General features: G+C 72.0%; 14 protein-coding genes and 1 pseudogene. 2 read left to right on the top strand and 13 right to left on the bottom strand.

What is annotated here, in order from left to right:
- Nucleotides 1-197 precede the first annotated feature (197 nt).
- Nucleotides 198-698 carry a transcriptional regulator BldD gene (gene bldD / locus DTB53_RS22825; protein WP_003970358.1) on the top strand — a complete coding sequence of 167 codons (501 nt, stop codon included), beginning with the start codon at nt 198-200 and terminating at the stop codon, nt 696-698.
- A gap of 227 nt (nt 699-925) precedes the next feature.
- Here the strand turns inward: bldD and nusB are convergent, their stop codons facing one another.
- The 13 genes from nusB to DTB53_RS22755 form a co-directional block, all read right to left on the bottom strand.
- Nucleotides 926-1,357: a transcription antitermination factor NusB gene (gene nusB, locus DTB53_RS22820; RefSeq protein ID WP_003970357.1), complete on the bottom strand. Its 432-nt coding sequence runs from the start codon at nt 1,355-1,357 to the stop codon at nt 926-928.
- 2 nt (nt 1,358-1,359) lie between these two features.
- Nucleotides 1,360-1,926, bottom strand: a complete 567-nt coding sequence (efp, locus tag DTB53_RS22815) for an elongation factor P (protein WP_003970356.1) — start codon at nt 1,924-1,926, stop codon at nt 1,360-1,362.
- A gap of 50 nt (nt 1,927-1,976) precedes the next feature.
- Nucleotides 1,977-3,083: a M24 family metallopeptidase gene (locus DTB53_RS22810; RefSeq protein ID WP_003970355.1), complete on the bottom strand. Its 1,107-nt coding sequence runs from the start codon at nt 3,081-3,083 to the stop codon at nt 1,977-1,979.
- A gap of 129 nt (nt 3,084-3,212) precedes the next feature.
- Complete coding sequence (locus DTB53_RS22805) at nt 3,213-4,130, bottom strand: Pro-rich N-terminal domain-containing protein (RefSeq protein ID WP_012381683.1); 918 nt, start codon at nt 4,128-4,130, stop codon at nt 3,213-3,215.
- A gap of 142 nt (nt 4,131-4,272) precedes the next feature.
- Nucleotides 4,273-4,713 (bottom strand): type II 3-dehydroquinate dehydratase, encoded by a 441-nt coding sequence (aroQ, locus tag DTB53_RS22800; RefSeq protein ID WP_003970353.1) that lies wholly within the window; start codon nt 4,711-4,713, stop codon nt 4,273-4,275.
- A complete protein-coding gene (gene aroB, locus DTB53_RS22795; RefSeq protein WP_012381682.1) occupies nt 4,710-6,347 on the bottom strand; it encodes a 3-dehydroquinate synthase in 1,638 nt (545 codons plus the stop codon). Before aroB ends, aroQ begins: the two co-directional genes overlap by 4 nt.
- On the bottom strand, nt 6,344-7,528 hold the full coding sequence (aroC, locus tag DTB53_RS22790; protein WP_012381681.1) for a chorismate synthase: 1,185 nt from the start codon (nt 7,526-7,528) through the stop codon (nt 6,344-6,346). Before aroC ends, aroB begins: the two co-directional genes overlap by 4 nt.
- A 145-nt stretch (nt 7,529-7,673) precedes the next feature.
- Entirely contained in the window at nt 7,674-8,504 is an 831-nt protein-coding gene (locus DTB53_RS22785; RefSeq protein WP_012381680.1) for a shikimate dehydrogenase, read from the bottom strand.
- Nucleotides 8,497-10,290, bottom strand: coding sequence for an endolytic transglycosylase MltG (gene mltG / locus DTB53_RS22780; protein ID WP_012381679.1), 1,794 nt, complete (start codon nt 10,288-10,290; stop codon nt 8,497-8,499). Before mltG ends, DTB53_RS22785 begins: the two co-directional genes overlap by 8 nt.
- Before the next feature lie 100 nt (nt 10,291-10,390).
- Complete coding sequence (gene ruvX, locus DTB53_RS22770; protein WP_030704444.1) at nt 10,391-10,864, bottom strand: Holliday junction resolvase RuvX; 474 nt, start codon at nt 10,862-10,864, stop codon at nt 10,391-10,393.
- A gap of 8 nt (nt 10,865-10,872) precedes the next feature.
- A complete protein-coding gene (gene alaS / locus DTB53_RS22765) occupies nt 10,873-13,542 on the bottom strand; it encodes an alanine--tRNA ligase (protein WP_003970347.1) in 2,670 nt (889 codons plus the stop codon).
- Nucleotides 13,542-13,889, bottom strand: coding sequence for a DUF6167 family protein (locus DTB53_RS22760; protein ID WP_042497530.1), 348 nt, complete (start codon nt 13,887-13,889; stop codon nt 13,542-13,544). Before DTB53_RS22760 ends, alaS begins: the two co-directional genes overlap by 1 nt.
- 7 nt (nt 13,890-13,896) lie before the next feature.
- Nucleotides 13,897-14,358: a DUF948 domain-containing protein gene (locus DTB53_RS22755; protein ID WP_030704446.1), complete on the bottom strand. Its 462-nt coding sequence runs from the start codon at nt 14,356-14,358 to the stop codon at nt 13,897-13,899.
- Nucleotides 14,359-14,580: 222 nt separating this feature from the next.
- Here DTB53_RS22755 and DTB53_RS22750 point away from each other — a divergent pair.
- A pseudogene (locus tag DTB53_RS22750) lies at nt 14,581-15,795 on the top strand (ATP-binding protein); the annotation flags it as partial.

The raw sequence follows: 15,795 nt of genomic DNA, 5'->3' as shown, positions 1-15,795 counted from the left end.
CACGGGACGGATCGTTAAAGGACGTCGAAATTGCGTCATCCACGCTACCAGGGCTTGCGCTCGGCCCTGGCCCCGCCCCCGGGAGGTGCCGGTCCGGACCATTCGGCTTGACGCATCCAAGTAACGCTGCGTAACCTCACAGTGAGTTACCAGCCACGCGGCGGAGCCGCACACTGTTCCAGCGTCCGGGGAGCCATATGTCCAGCGAATACGCAAAACAGCTCGGGGCCAAACTCCGTGCCATCCGCACCCAGCAGGGCCTTTCCCTCCACGGCGTGGAGGAGAAGTCCCAGGGTCGCTGGAAGGCCGTCGTGGTCGGTTCGTACGAGCGCGGCGACCGTGCCGTGACCGTGCAGCGCCTCGCCGAGCTGGCGGATTTCTACGGGGTCCCGGTGCAGGAGCTGCTGCCGGGTACGACGCCGGGCGGGGCCGCCGAGCCGCCGCCGAAGCTCGTCCTGGACCTGGAGCGCCTCGCCCACGTCCCGCCGGAGAAGGCCGGTCCGCTGCAGCGCTACGCGGCGACCATCCAGAGCCAGCGCGGTGACTACAACGGCAAGGTGCTCTCGATCCGCCAGGACGACCTGCGCACGCTCGCCGTCATCTACGACCAGTCGCCTTCCGTGCTCACGGAGCAGCTCATCAGCTGGGGCGTGCTGGACGCTGACGCGCGTCGCGCCGTCTCCCACGACGAGGGCTGAGCGGGGCGGGACCCCACAGCAGAAACGTGCCGCCGGGCGGGCGGGGACCTTCGGGTCCCCGCCCGCCCGGCGTTTCCGTGGCCCCCGCCCACCCGGTTTCTCCGTGTCACGCCCCTGTCCGGGGACGGCCGCCCCGGCACGGGCGGCGTCCGGACACGACGAAGGGCCCGTGGTCGGCCGACCACGGGCCCTTCGTCAGGTGTGCGACCGAACCGCCGCGGACGGGGCTACTGCTCCCGGCGGAGGTTCGGCTTCAGGTCCTTGAAACGGGCCAGCAGGCCGTTCACGAAGGACGGGGAGTCATCGGTCGAGAACTCCTTGGCGAGCTGGACGGCCTCGTCGATCACCACGGCGTCCGGGGTCCCGTCCATCCAGATCAACTCGTACGCACCGAGCCGCAGGATGCTCCGGTCGACGACCGGCATACGGTCGATCTCCCAGTCCACGGCGTAGGTGACGATGAGGTCGTCGATCCGGTCCGCGTACTGCGCGTACCCCTCGACGAGCTCCATCGTGAACTCCCCGACCGGCGGCTGACGGTCGTCGGTCCGCGAGAGCCGAACCCAGTCCGCGAGCACGCTCTGCACGGACTCGCCGCGCTGGTCGGCCTCGAAGAGGATCTGGAAGGCGCGCTTGCGGGCCTTGTTCCGGGCAGCCACGGTTAGCTGTTCACCCGGCCGAGGTAGTCGCCCGAGCGGGTGTCGACCTTGATCTTCTCGCCGGTGGTGATGAAGAGGGGCACGCCGATCTCGTAACCGGTCTCCAGCGTGGCGGGCTTGGTGCCGCCGGTGGAGCGGTCGCCCTGGACGCCCGGGTCCGTGTGCTGGATCGTCAGCTCGACCGCGGCGGGCAGCTCGACGTAGAGCACCTCGCCCTCGTGCTGGGCGACGGAGGCGGTGAAGCCCTCGATCAGGAAGTTGGCGGCGTCGCCGACGGCCTTGCGGTCGACCATGAGCTGGTCGTAGGTGTCCATGTCCATGAAGACGAAGTACTCGCCGTCCATGTACGAGAACTGCATGTCACGGCGGTCGATGGTGGCCGTGTCGACCTTCACGCCGGCGTTGAACGTCTTGTCGACGACCTTGCCGGAGAGCACGTTCTTGAGCTTGGTGCGCACGAAGGCGGGGCCCTTGCCGGGCTTGACGTGCTGGAACTCGACGACGGACCAGAGCTGGCCTCCGTCGAGCTTGAGCACCAGGCCGTTCTTGAGGTCGTTCGTGGAAGCCACGGTTGCGGAATCTCCTGGACTGAAGCTGGTGGAACGACCGGGGATGCGCGCTAGAGCGCGAGCAGTTCCTTGGTCGTCATGGTGAGTAGCTCGGGTCCGCCGTCCGCCTCGGGGCGCACGACGAGCGTGTCATCGATCCGGACACCGCCCCGGCCCGGGAGGTGGACCCCCGGTTCGACGGTGACCGGCACACAAGCGTCCAGTTTACCCATGGCTGTCGGTGCCAGTTGCGGGTCCTCCTCGATTTCGAGCCCCACACCGTGCCCGGTCCACGGTTGGAGCCCCTCTCCGTGCCCCGCCGACTCCAGCGGATGCCGGGCGGCGCGGTCCACCTCCCGGTAGGCGGCTCCCGGCGCCAGCGCCTCCCGGCCGGCCCGCTGAGCGGCGAAAACGAGGTCGTAGAGCTCGATCTGCCAGTCGGCGGGGGCGGTGCCGATGACGAAGGTCCGGCCGATCTCGCAGCGGTAGCCGTGGTAGCTCGCGCCGAGCCGGACGGAGAGGAAATCGCCCTCCTCCACCCTGCGGTCCGAGGGCCGGTGGCGGCCCTGGCCGGAGTGGGGACCGGTGGCCACGGAGGTGGCGAAGGCGGGGCCGTCCGCCCCGTGGTCGACGAGGCGGCGTTCCAGTTCGAGGGCGAGGTGCCGCTCGGTGCGGCCGACCAGGATCGATTCGAGGAGCTCGCCGAGTGCCTGGTCGGTGATCTCGGCGGCGATCCGGAGGCAGCCGATCTCCTCCTCGTCCTTGACGATCCGCTGCTGCTCCACGGTGAAGCCCAGGTCGGCCAGCCGGAGGCGTGGGGCGGCCTTCCCCATCGCGCGGTGCCGGGCCACGGTCAGATCGTGCTCCTCGACGGCGAGCGCATCGGCGCCCGCCGAGGCGGCGAGGCCCGCGGCGGCGACCACCGGATCCCCGTCCGGGAGCGGCAGGAGATCGATCCGGAGCGCCTCGTCGGGCCGCCCGTGGGCGCCTTCGCCGGTCGGGGCGCGGGGGCAGAGCAGAACGTCCTCGCCGGGGCCGAGCAGCAGCGCGGCGCCGGGCGGCGCTCCGCCCGCGAGATAGCGGACGTTGGCGGGGCGGGAGACCAGGGCGGCCGCGGAGCCCGCGGCGGCGCACCGGTCGCGGAGCAGCCCGCGTCGGACGGCGTGCACCTCTGACATGGTTCGAGCGTACGAGCGGGGGCGGCGGCCCGCCCGGCCAGCGCACCCGACCGGGGTTCCGGGACCCCGGCCCCGCGCGCCCGGCCGCCGTCGAGGGGCCTCCGCCGGGCCGGGCGGGCCCGTCGGCGGCTACCAGGCGGGCGGGCTCGCGATGGAGCGGGCCAGCACGTCGTCCAGGACGCGGGCGGTGGTCTCGACGTCGTACGTGGAGTTGTCGATGATCGGGAGGCCGGAGCCGTACCAGCCGGCCATCCGGCCGTGGATGCGGGCGACCTCCTCGTCGGAGAGCCTGCGGTTGCCGCTGCGCTCCGCGTTGCGCTCCAGGACGATCTCCAGGCCGGGCAGCAGGACCACGGGCAGCAGGCCGGGGCCCACGTGGCGCTTCCAGCCGCCGAGGCCGACGACCGGGCGGTCGGGGAAGACGGCGTCGTCGAGGATGCAGGAGATGCCGTTGGCGAGGAAGTTGCGGGCGGCGAAGCCGCAGGTGCGGCGGGCCAGCCGGTACTGGGCCTCGGAGTGGTCGTTCCAGCCGGCCTGCGGGTCGGCGAAGCCGGAGCGGACCCACTCGCGGACGTCGTCCAGCGAGACATGGGCGGTGGGCACGCGGCGGCGCGCGGCCCAGAGCTTGGCGACGGTGGTCTTGCCCGCTCCGGCCGGGCCGATGAGCAGGACGGCGAGCGTGGCGCCGCCGGTGCCCGCCCCGGCGGGCGGCGCGGGCAGCGGCACGGGGCCGCCCGGGGGCAGTTGGACGTGCCCGGTGTGCCCGGCGGTCTGCCCGGCGGGCGGCGGCGTGGGTCCGGTGCCGCTCCAGCCCGGCTGCGGGGCCTGGCCCGGGGCGGGGGGCTGCTGGGGCCGGCCCGGAGCCGGCGGAGCCTGGCCGGGAGCGGGGGGCGCCTGGCCGGGCGGCGGAGGCGGGGCCTGGCCGGGCGGCGGGGATATGGGGGGCGGGCCGGGGTGGCCGGCGTGCTGGGCCTGGTACGGCCGGCCGACGTGCCCGATACCGGGGCCGTGGGGCGGCGGCAGCGGGGCCCCCACTGCGTGCTGCATCCGGTGCCACTCCGTCTCGTAACTGCGACTGACGCTGATGGGACGGCCACCGTACCTTCCCGGGCCGTCTCGGGGTGAACGGCCCGGGAGGGTGCGAAGTGCCCGTCGGCCGCGCGGCGGGCCGACGGGCATCCGCGTGGTGTCAGTCCGTCAGTTCGTCGGCCAGGGCGCGCAGGGCGAGCCGGTAGGAGCCGATGCCGAACCCGGCCACCGTGCCCGTGGCCACCGCGGCGACCACGGACGTGTGCCGGAACTCCTCGCGGGTGTACGGGTTGGAGATGTGCACCTCGATCAGCGGGGCGGTGCGCTGGGCGGCCGCGTCCCGCATCCCGTACGAGTAGTGCGTGAAGGCGCCCGGGTTGAGGACGACCGGAATCGATCCGTCCGCCGCCTCGTGGAGCCAGCGGATCAGCTCGCCCTCGTCGTTGGTCTCCCGGACCTCGACGTCGAAGCCGAGCTCCTTGCCGAGCGCGGTGCAGGTCTCGACGAGCCCGGCGTAGGAGGTGGCCCCGTAGACGTCGGGTTCGCGCGAGCCGAGCCGGCCGAGGTTGGGGCCGTTGAGGACGAGGACCCGGCGGGTCACGCGGAGACCTCCCCGTAGGCGGCGAGCAGCACGGCCGGGTCGGGGCCCTCCAGGACGGTGGGCTTGCCGATGCCGTCGAGGACGATGAAGCGCAGCAGGTCCCCGCGGGACTTCTTGTCGACCTTCATGTTCTCCAGCAGCTTGGGCCACTGGTCGCCGCGGTAGGTGAGCGGCAGGCCCACCGACTCCAGGACCGTGCGGTGCCGGTCGGCGGTGGCGTCGTCGAGGCGCCCGGCGAGCCGGCCCAGCTCGGCGGCGAAGACCATGCCGATGGAGACGGCCGCCCCGTGGCGCCACTTGTAGCGCTCGTTCTTCTCGATGGCGTGGGCCAGGGTGTGGCCGTAGTTGAGGATCTCGCGGAGTCCGGACTCCTTGAGGTCGCTGGAGACGACCTCGGCCTTGACCCGGATGGAGCGCTCGATCAGCTCGGCGGTGTGCGGCCCGGCCGGGGTGCGCGCGCCCTCGGGGTCGGCCTCGACGAGGTCGAGGATGACCGGGTCGGCGATGAAGCCGGCCTTGATGATCTCGGCCATGCCGGAGACGTAGTCGTTGACCGGCAGCGAGTCCAGCGCGGCGAGGTCGCAGAGGACCCCGGCGGGCGGGTGGAAGGCGCCGACGAGGTTCTTGCCCTCGGCGGTGTTGATGCCGGTCTTGCCGCCGACGGCCGCGTCGACCATGCCGAGCACGGTGGTCGGGATCGCGATCCAGCGCACCCCGCGCAGCCAGCTGGCGGCGACGAACCCGGCGACGTCCGTGGTGGCGCCGCCGCCGATGCCGACGACGACGTCGGTGCGGGTGAATCCGGTCTGGCCGAGCGCCTTCCAGCAGTAGGCGGCGACCTCGACGGTCTTGGCCTCCTCGGCGTTCGGCAGCTGGATGGCGATGGCCTCGTACCCCTGGTCGGCGAGGTCCTGACGGACCGCCTCACCGGTCTCGGCGAGCGCCTCCGGGTGCAGCACGGCGACGCGCCGGGCGCGGTCGCCGATCAGCTGGGGCAGTTCGCCCAGCAGCTGGTGGCCGACGAGGACCTCGTACGGGTCGGAGCCCGCGGAGCCTGCGACCTGGATGCGGGTGGGGCCCTGCTGCGTCATACCGGTGTTCTCCACGCCGGGGGCGGCTTCGCCCTCCGGCAGTTCCAGTGCGTCGATGATCGCCTGGGCGACCTCGTCGGGGGTTGTCTCGTCGGTGGCGACGACGGTCCGGGCGACCTCTTCGTAGAGGGGGCGGCGGGCGTCCATCAGCTCGCGCCACTGCCGGCGCGGGTTGACCGCGAGCAGGGGGCGGGCGGCGCCGAGACCGACACGGCGGACGGCCTCGTCCACGTCCATGGAGAGGTAGGCGACCGGACGGCCGGCCAGCAGCTCCCTGGTCGCCGCGTCCAGGACGGCACCGCCGCCCAGGGCGAGGACGCCCGTGTGTCCGGCGACGGCCGCCTCGACCGCCCGGCGCTCCAGGGCGCGGAAGTGCTCCTCGCCCTCGTCGTAGAAGATCTCCGCGATCGGCTTGCCGGCCGCGGCGACGACATCGGCGTCGGTGTCCCGGTAGGTGGTGCCGAGCCGGGCGGCGAGCAGTTCGCCGACGGTGGACTTGCCGACGCCCATCGGGCCGACGAGGACGACCAGGGGGCCGCTCATCGGATCTGGAGGTGGTCGAGGTACGACTGGACGTTGCGGTGGGTCTCGGCGACGCTGTCGCCGCCGAACTTCTCCGCGACCGCGTCGGCCAGGACCAGGGCGACCATGGCCTCCGCGACGATGCCCGCGGCCGGGACGGCGCAGACGTCGGAGCGCTGGTGGTGGGCCTTGGTGGCCTCGCCGGTGACGACGTCCACGGTGGCCAGGGCGCGCGGCACGGTCGCGATGGGCTTCATCGCCGCGCGCACGCGCAGCAGCTCACCGGTGGTGAGCCCGCCCTCGGTGCCGCCGGACCGCCCGGAGGTGCGCTTGATGCCGTCCTCGGTGGCGACGATCTCGTCGTGCGCCTGGGAGCCGGGGACCCGGGCCAGCTCGAAGCCGTCGCCGACCTCGACGCCCTTGATGGCCTGGATGCCCATGAGCGCGGCGGCGAGCCGGGCGTCGAGGCGCCGGTCCCAGTGCACGTGCGAGCCGAGCCCGACGGGCACCCCGTAGGCCAGCACCTCGACGACCCCGCCGAGGGTGTCGCCGTCCTTGTGGGCCTGGTCGATCTCGGCCACCATCGCCTTGGACGCGTCGGCGTCCAGGCAGCGGACCGGGTCGGCGTCCAGCTTCTCCACGTCGCCGGGGACGGGGACGACCCCGTACGGGGCCTTGGCTGCGGCCAGCTCGACGACATGGCTGACGATCTCGATGCCCGCGGTCTCCTTCAGGTAGGAGCGGGCGACGGCTCCGAGGGCGACGCGCGCGGCGGTCTCCCGGGCGCTGGCGCGCTCCAGGACCGGCCGGGCCTCGTCGAAGCCGTACTTCTGCATCCCGGCGAGGTCGGCGTGGCCGGGCCGGGGACGGGTCAGCGGTGCGTTGCGGGCGAGCTGGGCCAGCTCGTCGGGGTCGACCGGGTCGGCCGACATGACCTGCTCCCACTTGGGCCACTCGGTGTTGCCGACCATGACGGCGACCGGGGAGCCCATGGTGAGGCCGTGGCGTACGCCGCCGATGAAGGTGACCTCGTCCTTCTCGAACTTCATCCGCGCGCCGCGGCCGTAACCGAGCCGTCGCCGGGCCAGCGCCTCCGCCACCATCTCCGTGGTGATCGGGACGCCGGCGGGAAGGCCCTCCAGCGTCGCCACCAGTGCGGGGCCGTGCGACTCCCCCGCGGTCAGCCAGCGCAACCTGCTCAACGGTGCTCCTCATGCTCGCGCCTGAAATCCAACGGCGCCACCGGGTGCGCGGCCCTGGCCCGCCGCCTTTGATCCTCCCACGACCGGGGGCACGATCCGGCCGCCGGTCCAGCAGACGGACGGGCGGTACCGGCAGGCGGGCCCGTCAGCGGGCCGCGAGCGCGGCTTCCCCGGCCTGCCGCATGGCGGCCAGCGGCGCCGGGGCCCGGCCGGTCATCTGCTCGACCTGGAGCAGGGCCTGGTGCACGAGGAGGTCAAGGCCGCCGACCACGGCCCCGCCGCGCGCCGACCAGGCGGCGGCGAGTGCCGTGGGCCACGGCTCGTACAGCACGTCGAAGAGGATGCCCGGGGCTGTCGGCACCGCTCCGGCCAGGGCGTCGGTGGCGCCCGCCGGGGTGGTGGCGACGACGAGCGGCGCGGTCAGTGCCGCCGCCGCGTCCGCCCAGTCCGCGGTCACGACGTCGACGCCGAGCCGATCCCCCCAGGCCCGCATCTCCGCCGCGCGCTCGGGGCCCCGCACATAGGCGGTGACCGGGCCCGTACAGACCGCGGCGAGCGCCGCGACCGCGGAGGAGGCGGTGGCTCCGGCTCCGAGGACGGCGGCGGATTCGACCTTGTCGACACCGCGCTCCCGGAGGGCGGCGATCATGCCGGGGATGTCGGTGTTGTCGCCGACCCGCCGGCCGTCCTCGGTGAACACGACCGTGTTGACGGCCTCCACCGATGCCGCCGCCGCGCTGATCTCGTCGAGCAGCGGGATGATCGCCCGCTTGAGCGGCATGGTCAGCGACAGCCCGGCCCAGGAGGCGTCCAGCCCCGCGACGAAGCCCGGCAGCGCCGCCTCGTCGACCTCGAACCGGTCGTAGGACCAGTCGTCGAGGCCGAGCTCGGCGTACGCGGCACGGTGCAGGACCGGGGAGAGGGAGTGGGCGATGGGCGAGCCGAGGACTGCGGCCCGGCGGCGAATTTCAGCCAAGTCCCTGCTGCTCCTTGAACTTGTCGTTCAGCTTCTCGTGCTCCTCGACGGTCTTCGTGAAGTCGGTCTTCTTGCCGTCGAGCGAGATGAAGAACATCCAGCCGTTCGTGGTCGGGTTGAGCGAGGCCTTGATGGCGTCCATGCCCGGGTTGCTGATGGGCCCCGGCGGGAGACCCGCGTGGTAATAGGTGTTGTACGGGTCCGGGTTGGTCCGGATCTCCCTGGAGCTGATCTTGATCTTGCTCTGCTTCATCAGGTAGTTGAAGGCGGAGTCGAATTCGAGCTTGCGGTTGGTGACGATGTTGTCGGGTTCGAGCCGGTTGTAGACGACTTCCGCCATCTTGCGGAAGTCGTCGTGTGTGAGGCCCTCGGCCTGCACCAGGCTCGCCACCGTGAGCACCTGCCACGGTCCGTCGAGGTTGTACTTCTTGGCCGTGGCCTCGAAGTCGATGTCCGCGTACTCCTTGTTGGCCCGCGCGACCATCCGCTTGAGCGCGTCCTCGGGTTTTGACCCCTTGGACACGGGGTAGGCCGCTGGATACAGGAAGCCTTCGAGCGGGTCCTTCACGTCCGGGTTGTCGTCCACCCAGTCGGGCAGTCCCAGGGACTCCGCCTTGGTCTTGGCGATCTTCGCCGTGGTGCCCTTCTCCAGCTCCAGCCGTTCGTCGATCTTCGCGTAGACCGCGACGTTACGGGTGCCCTCGGGGATCACGAAGGCGTTCTGGCTCTTGGGGTCGAGCATCAGGTCGATCGCGCTGGCGGCGGACATCTCCTTCTTCAGGAGGTAGACGCCGGCCTGGAGCAGCTTGCCCTTGGGGTTGTCGTTCTGCGCGGCGACGAAGGCGTCGGAGGACTTGATGACGCCGTTCTTGCGCAGGATGTTGGCGATGTCGTAGCCGAACGACCCCTCGGGGATCTCGACCTCGACCTCACCTGTTCCCGTCCCGGCGTAGTCGGCCGGAGCGCCGAACTGCTTCTTCCAGAAGGTGTAGCCGACGTAACCGACGCCGCCGACGCCGCCGATCAGGACGACGGAGACCACCAGACAGGCCACACCGCTGCGGCTCTTCTTCTTGCCCTTCCCGCCCCGGCGGTCGCTGCCGCCGCGGTCGCGGCGCGAGGCGCGCGATCCGTCGTCGTCCGGGTCATCGTCGTCGTCGCGCGGCTCACGGCCCGCCGGTTCGTCCGCACCGGTGAAGAAGGGGTGCGTCTCCTCCTGCGGCCCGTCCGGGTCCCAGTCCGTCGATGCCTGCTGGTCCTGCTGCTGCCGCTGCTGCTCGGCCGCGGCGTCGCGGCGGCCCGGGGGCTGCGGCGGCGGGTAGGCGTCCGGGGTGCCGTAGTAGTCCTGCGACGGGTCGTAGCCGCCGGGCTGCTGGCCGTACGGGTCCTGGGGCTCGGCCCCGTACGGCATGGCGGCCTGCTGTCCGGTGTCCCAGCCGCCGTTGTACTGCGGCTGGGAACCCGGCTGCTGGGCGTACGGGTCCTGCTGGGGCGCGCCGTACTGCTGCTGGTGACTCTGCTGCTGGCCGTACTGCTGGTGCGGGTCGTACGGCTGCTGCTGCGGGTACTGCTGATGGTTCTGGTGCTGCTGGTGCTGCTGGGCGTACGGGTCCTGCTGATGGTTCTGGTGCTGCTGGGCATACGGGTCCTGCGGAAAGGACTGCTGCTGGTCGCCGTACTGGCCCTGGCCGTGGGCGGCCTGCCGGCCTCCCCATCCCTGGTCCCCGTACAAGGGGTCCTCGGGATGCCACGGTTCGGAGCCGGGGCCCCGGCCATACTCAGTCATCGATCCCCTAGAGCCGCGAGACGACGTTCCGTCTCTTCGCTTCGCTGTGCGGTGTTTGTTCGAACACCGCCGCATCGCGCGGAACGTTACCGTATCGCGATCAGACAACCACTTCGACGCCCTCACCCGGTGGATTGCCTGACGCCCGTTCGGACTCCAGAGCGTTCTGAAGGATCACCACAGCGGCAGCCTGGTCGATGACAGACCGGCCCTTCTTGGACTTCACGCCCGAGGCGCGCATCCCCTGGGCGGCCGTCACTGTGGTCATCCTCTCGTCCACCAGGCGCACCGGAACGGGTGCGATCGAGCGGGCGAACACCTGGGCGAACTCCCGGACCTTGGCCGCAGCCGGGCCCTCGCCGCCGCCGAGCGAGCGCGGCAGACCGAGGACGACCTCGATCGGCTCGTACTCGTCCACGATCTGGCGGAGCCGCCGGTGGGCGGCCGGGACATCGCGTCCCGGCACGGTCTCCACCGGCGTGGCCAGGATCCCGTCGGGGTCGCACGAGGCGACCCCGATCCGGGCGTCCCCGACGTCGACGGCGAGCCGTCGGCCCCGTCGCATCGCCGTCATCCCGCCCGTCACGCCGTCTCGGTGACGAGGCGTTCGACCGCGGCGACCGCGTCGCCGATGGCGGCCGGGTTCGTGCCGCCGCCCTGGGCGACGTCCGGCTTGCCGCCGCCACCGCCACCGAGCGTCTTGGCGGCGGTGCGCACCAGGTCACCGGCCTTGAGACCGCGCTCGCGGGCGGCCTCGTTGGTGGCGATGACGGTGAGCGGGCGGCCGTTGGCGGTGGTGAACAGGGCCACGACGGCCGGCCGGCCGCCCTGGATCCGCCCGCGCACGTCCAGGACCAGCTTGCGCAGGTCGTCGGCGGAGGTGCCGTCGGGGACCTGGCCGGTGACCAGGGCGGTGCCCCGGACGTCCTTGGCCGACTCGACGAGTCCGGCGGCGGCCGCGAGGACCTTCTCCGCGCGGAACTTCTCGATCTCCTTCTCGGCGTCCTTGAGCTTGCCGAGCATGCCCGCGATCTTCTCCGGAAGCTCCTCGGGGCGGCCCTTGACCAGCTCCTGGAGCTGGGCGACGACCGTGTGCTCCTTGGCGAGGAAGTTGTACGCGTCCACGCCCACCAGGGCCTCGATACGGCGCACGCCGGAGCCGATGGAGGACTCGCCGAGCAGCTTCACCAGACCCAGCTGGGCGGTGTTGCCGACGTGCGTGCCGCCGCACAGCTCCTTGGAGAAGTCGCCGATGGTGACGACGCGGACCCGCTCGCCGTACTTCTCGCCGAACTCGGCGATGGCGCCCTGCTTCTTGGCCTCGTCGATGGACATGACCTCGGCCTGGACGTCGAGTTCCCGCGAGAGGACCTCGTTGATCCGCTGCTCGACGTCGGTGAGGACCGTGCCGGGGACGGCGGCGGGCGAACCGAAGTCGAAGCGGAAGCGGCCGGGCGAGTTCTCGGAGCCGGCCTGGGCGGCCGTCGGGCCGAGCGCGTCGCGCAGCGCCTGGTGCGTGAGGTGGGTGGCGCTGTGGGCGCGGGCGATGGCCCGGCGGCGGGTGGCGTCGATGGAGGCGAAGACGGGGGCACCCACCGTCACCTCGCCGACCTGGACGACGCCCTTGTGGACGTGGACGCCGGGGACCGGCTTCTGGACGTCGCGGACCTCGATCACGGCGCCCGTGTCCAGCCGGATGCGGCCGGTGTCGGCGAGCTGGCCGCCGCCCTCGGCGTAGAAGGGGGTGCGGTCGAGGACGACCTCGACCTCGTCGCCCTCGGTGGCGGCGGGCGAGGGCACGCCGTCGACCAGCAGGCCGACGATGGTGGACTCGCCGGCGAGGCTGGCGTAACCGGTGAACTCGGTGGCGCCGGCGGTGTCGGCGACCTCGCGGTAGGCGGAGAGGTCGGCGTGACCGGTCTTCTTGGCGCGGGCGTCCGCCTTGGCCTTGTCGCGCTGCTCCTGCATCAGGCGGCGGAAGCCGTCCTCGTCCACGGAGAGCCCCTGCTCGGCGGCCATCTCCAGGGTCAGGTCGATCGGGAAGCCCCAGGTGTCGTGGAGCAGGAACGCCTTGTCGCCGGCGAGGACCTGGCCGCCTGCGGCCTTGGTCTCGGTGACGGCGGTCTCCAGGATGTTGGTGCCGCCCTTGAGGGCCTTGAGGAAAGCGGCCTCCTCGGCGAGCGCGACCGTCTCGATGCGCTTGCGGTCGGTGATCAGCTCCGGGTACTGCTGCCCCATGGTGTCGATCACGACGTCGATGAGGTCCTTGACGACCGTGCCGGTCGCGCCCAGCAGACGCATGTTGCGGATGGCGCGGCGCATGATGCGGCGCAGCACGTAACCGCGGCCCTCGTTGCCCGGGGTGACGCCGTCGCCGATGAGCATCACCGACGTACGGATGTGGTCGGCGACGACGCGGAGGGAGACGTCCGTGGAGTTCTCGGCGCCGTAGCGGACGCCGGTCAGCTCGGTGGCCTTGTCCATGACGACGCGCAGGGTGTCGGTCTCGTACATGTTCTGTACGCCCTGGAGGATCATCGCCAGGCGTTCGAGGCCGAGGCCGGTGTCGATGTTCTTGGACGGCAGGTCCCCGAGGATCGGGAAGTCCTCCTTGCCGTCGCCCGCGCCGCGCTCGTACTGCATGAAGACCAGGTTCCAGATCTCCACATAGCGCTCGTCGTTGACGGCCGGGCCGCCCTCGACGCCGAACTCGGGGCCCCGGTCGTAGTTGATCTCCGAGCAGGGGCCGCAGGGTCCGGGGACGCCCATGGACCAGAAGTTGTCCTTCTTGCCCAGGCGCTGGATGCGCTCGGCGGGTACGCCGATCTTGTCGCGCCAGATCTGCTCGGCCTCGTCGTCGTCGAGGTAGACCGTGATCCAGAGCTTCTCGGGGTCGAGGCCGTAGCCGCCGTCCTCGACGGAGTTGGTCAGCGCCTCCCAGGCGAGCTGGATGGCGCCTTCCTTGAAGTAGTCGCCGAAGGAGAAGTTGCCGCACATCTGGAAGAAGGTGCCGTGGCGGGTGGTCTTGCCGACCTCTTCGATGTCCGGCGTGCGGACGCACTTCTGCACGCTGGTGACGCGCGGGGCGGGCGGCTTGACCTCGCCGAGGAAGTACGGCTTGAAGGGGACCATGCCCGCGGGGACCAGCAGCAGAGTCGGGTCGTCCGCGATGAGCGACGCCGAAGGCACGGCGGTGTGACCGCGCTCCTCGAAGAAGCTCAGCCAGCGGCGGCGAATTTCGGCCGACTCCATCAGTGGTCCTCATTCCGGTTGTTCGAGTTGTAGGGGAGCTTGCGGTACGTGTTCGTGTCGGCGGGCGGCTCGGCCGCTTCGACGGCGTAGTACCGCTGTACGGGGAGGTCGGGGTCGACCGGCGCCTCCAGGCCCAGGGCGCCGCCGAGTTCGGCTTCGCGCCGGACCATGCCCTCGCGTACGTCGAGGGCGAAGTCCTTGAGCTTGTGACCGGTCTCGATCGCCTTGTCAGCGGCCTGCGCCGCGAGGCTCTCGGGGGTCAGCTGCTTGAGCTTGCGGTTGACCTTGGTGGTGGCCCACACACCGGCGGCTGCGCCGGCCGTGAACCAGAAGGTGCGGCGGAACATCGCTCGATCAGTCCTTCTGTCCGCGGGCGTTTCGGCGTTCGCGCCTGCGTCCGCGCGCCGGGGGTACGGTTCGGCCGACGATCACCGTGCGGCGGGCGGAGCCGCGGCCCCGCGCCGGTTCCGGCTCGGGCTCGGGTGCGGTGCGGCGGCCGAGGGCCTGGCGCACGCCGTAGCCGAAGGCGGCGACCTTGACGAGGGGGCCGCCGAAGGTGGAGGCGACCGTCGTGGAGAGCGCGGAGGCGTTCGAGGTGACCTCCTGGACGTCGCTCGCGATGGCGTCGACCTTGTCCAGCTGGGTCTGCGCGGAGCGCACCGTCGCCGACGCGTCGGCCAGCAGCGGAACGGCCTGATCGGTCACGTCCGCCACGAGCTTGGTGGTCGCCCTGAGCGTCTGGGCGAGCCTCACCAGCACCACGGCGAGGAACGAGACCAGGATCGCCCAGAAGACGGCCACGAGGATCCCGGCCACCTCTCCACCGGACACTGTGCACCGCTCTCTGTTCGTCGCTCGGGCCCTGCCGGGCCTTGTCTCCGTCGGTCGCGTCCGGGCCCCCGGCCCGACGCCCGATCGTCGTCACACGAGCCTATCGCGCCGCGCAACTCCTCCCCTACCGCATTCTCCGCGGGCCGGGCGGGAGTTGCCATAACGAGATTGTACGGAGAGCTTTCAAGCCAGTACGCTCCGTGTTTCATGAGGCGCCTGCACGACCCCTGCCCGCATCCCGACAATCCGGACGCCCTCCCCGCACCGGCGCCCGGCAACCTCCCGGCCGAACTGAACCCCTTCGTGGGGCGCGAGGCAGAACTGGCCGAGCTGGGCGGGCTGCTGGAGGGGGCCAGGCTCGTCACCGTCGCCGGGGTGGCGGGCGTGGGCAAGACCCGGTGCGTCATCCGGCTGGCCGCGCTTCGGGAGAAACGGTACTGCGACGGGGTGCTGCTGGCCGAGGTGTCCGCCGTCGGCCACCCCGATCTGCTGGAACACGCCCTGGTCGACGCCCTGGGCCTGACCGACCACACCAACAGGCCCCCGCGCGCCGTCCTCGTCGAACACCTCTCCGAGCGCCGGACGCTGCTGGTGATCGACGGCTTCGAGCACCTCGTCGACGCCTGCGCCGACCTCGTCGCCGAACTCCTGCGGCGGGCCCCGCGCCTCCAGGTGCTCGCGGCCGGACGCTGCCCCCTCCGGGTGGACGGGGAGCGGACGTTCCCGCTCGCCCCGATGTCCGACGGGGACGCGGTGGAACTCTTCACCGAGCGGGCGCGCGGGGTCCGGCCGGGCTGGGAGCCGACGGCGGCCGAGCGGACGTCCGTGCTGGAGCTCTGCCGCCGCCTCGACGGGATCCCCCTGGCCCTCGAACTGGCGGCCGGGCGGCTGCGCGCCCTCTCGGTGGAACAGGTGCTCCTGCGCCTGGACGACCGGTTCCGGCTGCTGACGGGGGGCCGTCGGGGTGCGCCGCCCCGCCACCAGACGCTGCGTACGGCGATCGGCTGGAGCCATGAGCTGTGCACCCCCGAGCAGCGGCTGCTGTGGGCGCGGCTCTCCGTGTTCGCGGGACAGTTCGACCTGGAGGCCGCCGAGTACATCTGCGGGCGGGCCGGACCTGCCGGCCGAATCGGTGCTCGATGTGCTGGACGAGCTGCTCGCCCAGTCGGTGGTGGAGCGCGAGGACGCCCCGGCCGGCGCCCGCTACCGACTGCTGGACACGGTCAGCGAGTACGGGGCGCAGTGGCTGGCGGCGGCCGGGGACACCCCGCGTCTGCGGCGGCGCCACCGGGACTGGTTCCTGGGTCTCGCGACCTGGTGCGAGCTGGACTGGTTCAGTCCGCGCCAGGCGGAGGTGGCCGCGCGCGTCGACAGCGAGCTGCCCAATCTCCGCCGGGCGATGGAGTGTTCGATGGAGATCCC

Origin of the sequence: Streptomyces griseus (assembly GCF_900460065.1) — a bacterium.
GTDB classification, from domain to species: domain Bacteria; phylum Actinomycetota; class Actinomycetes; order Streptomycetales; family Streptomycetaceae; genus Streptomyces; species Streptomyces griseus.
This window is presented reverse-complemented; position numbering and strand designations above follow the sequence as displayed.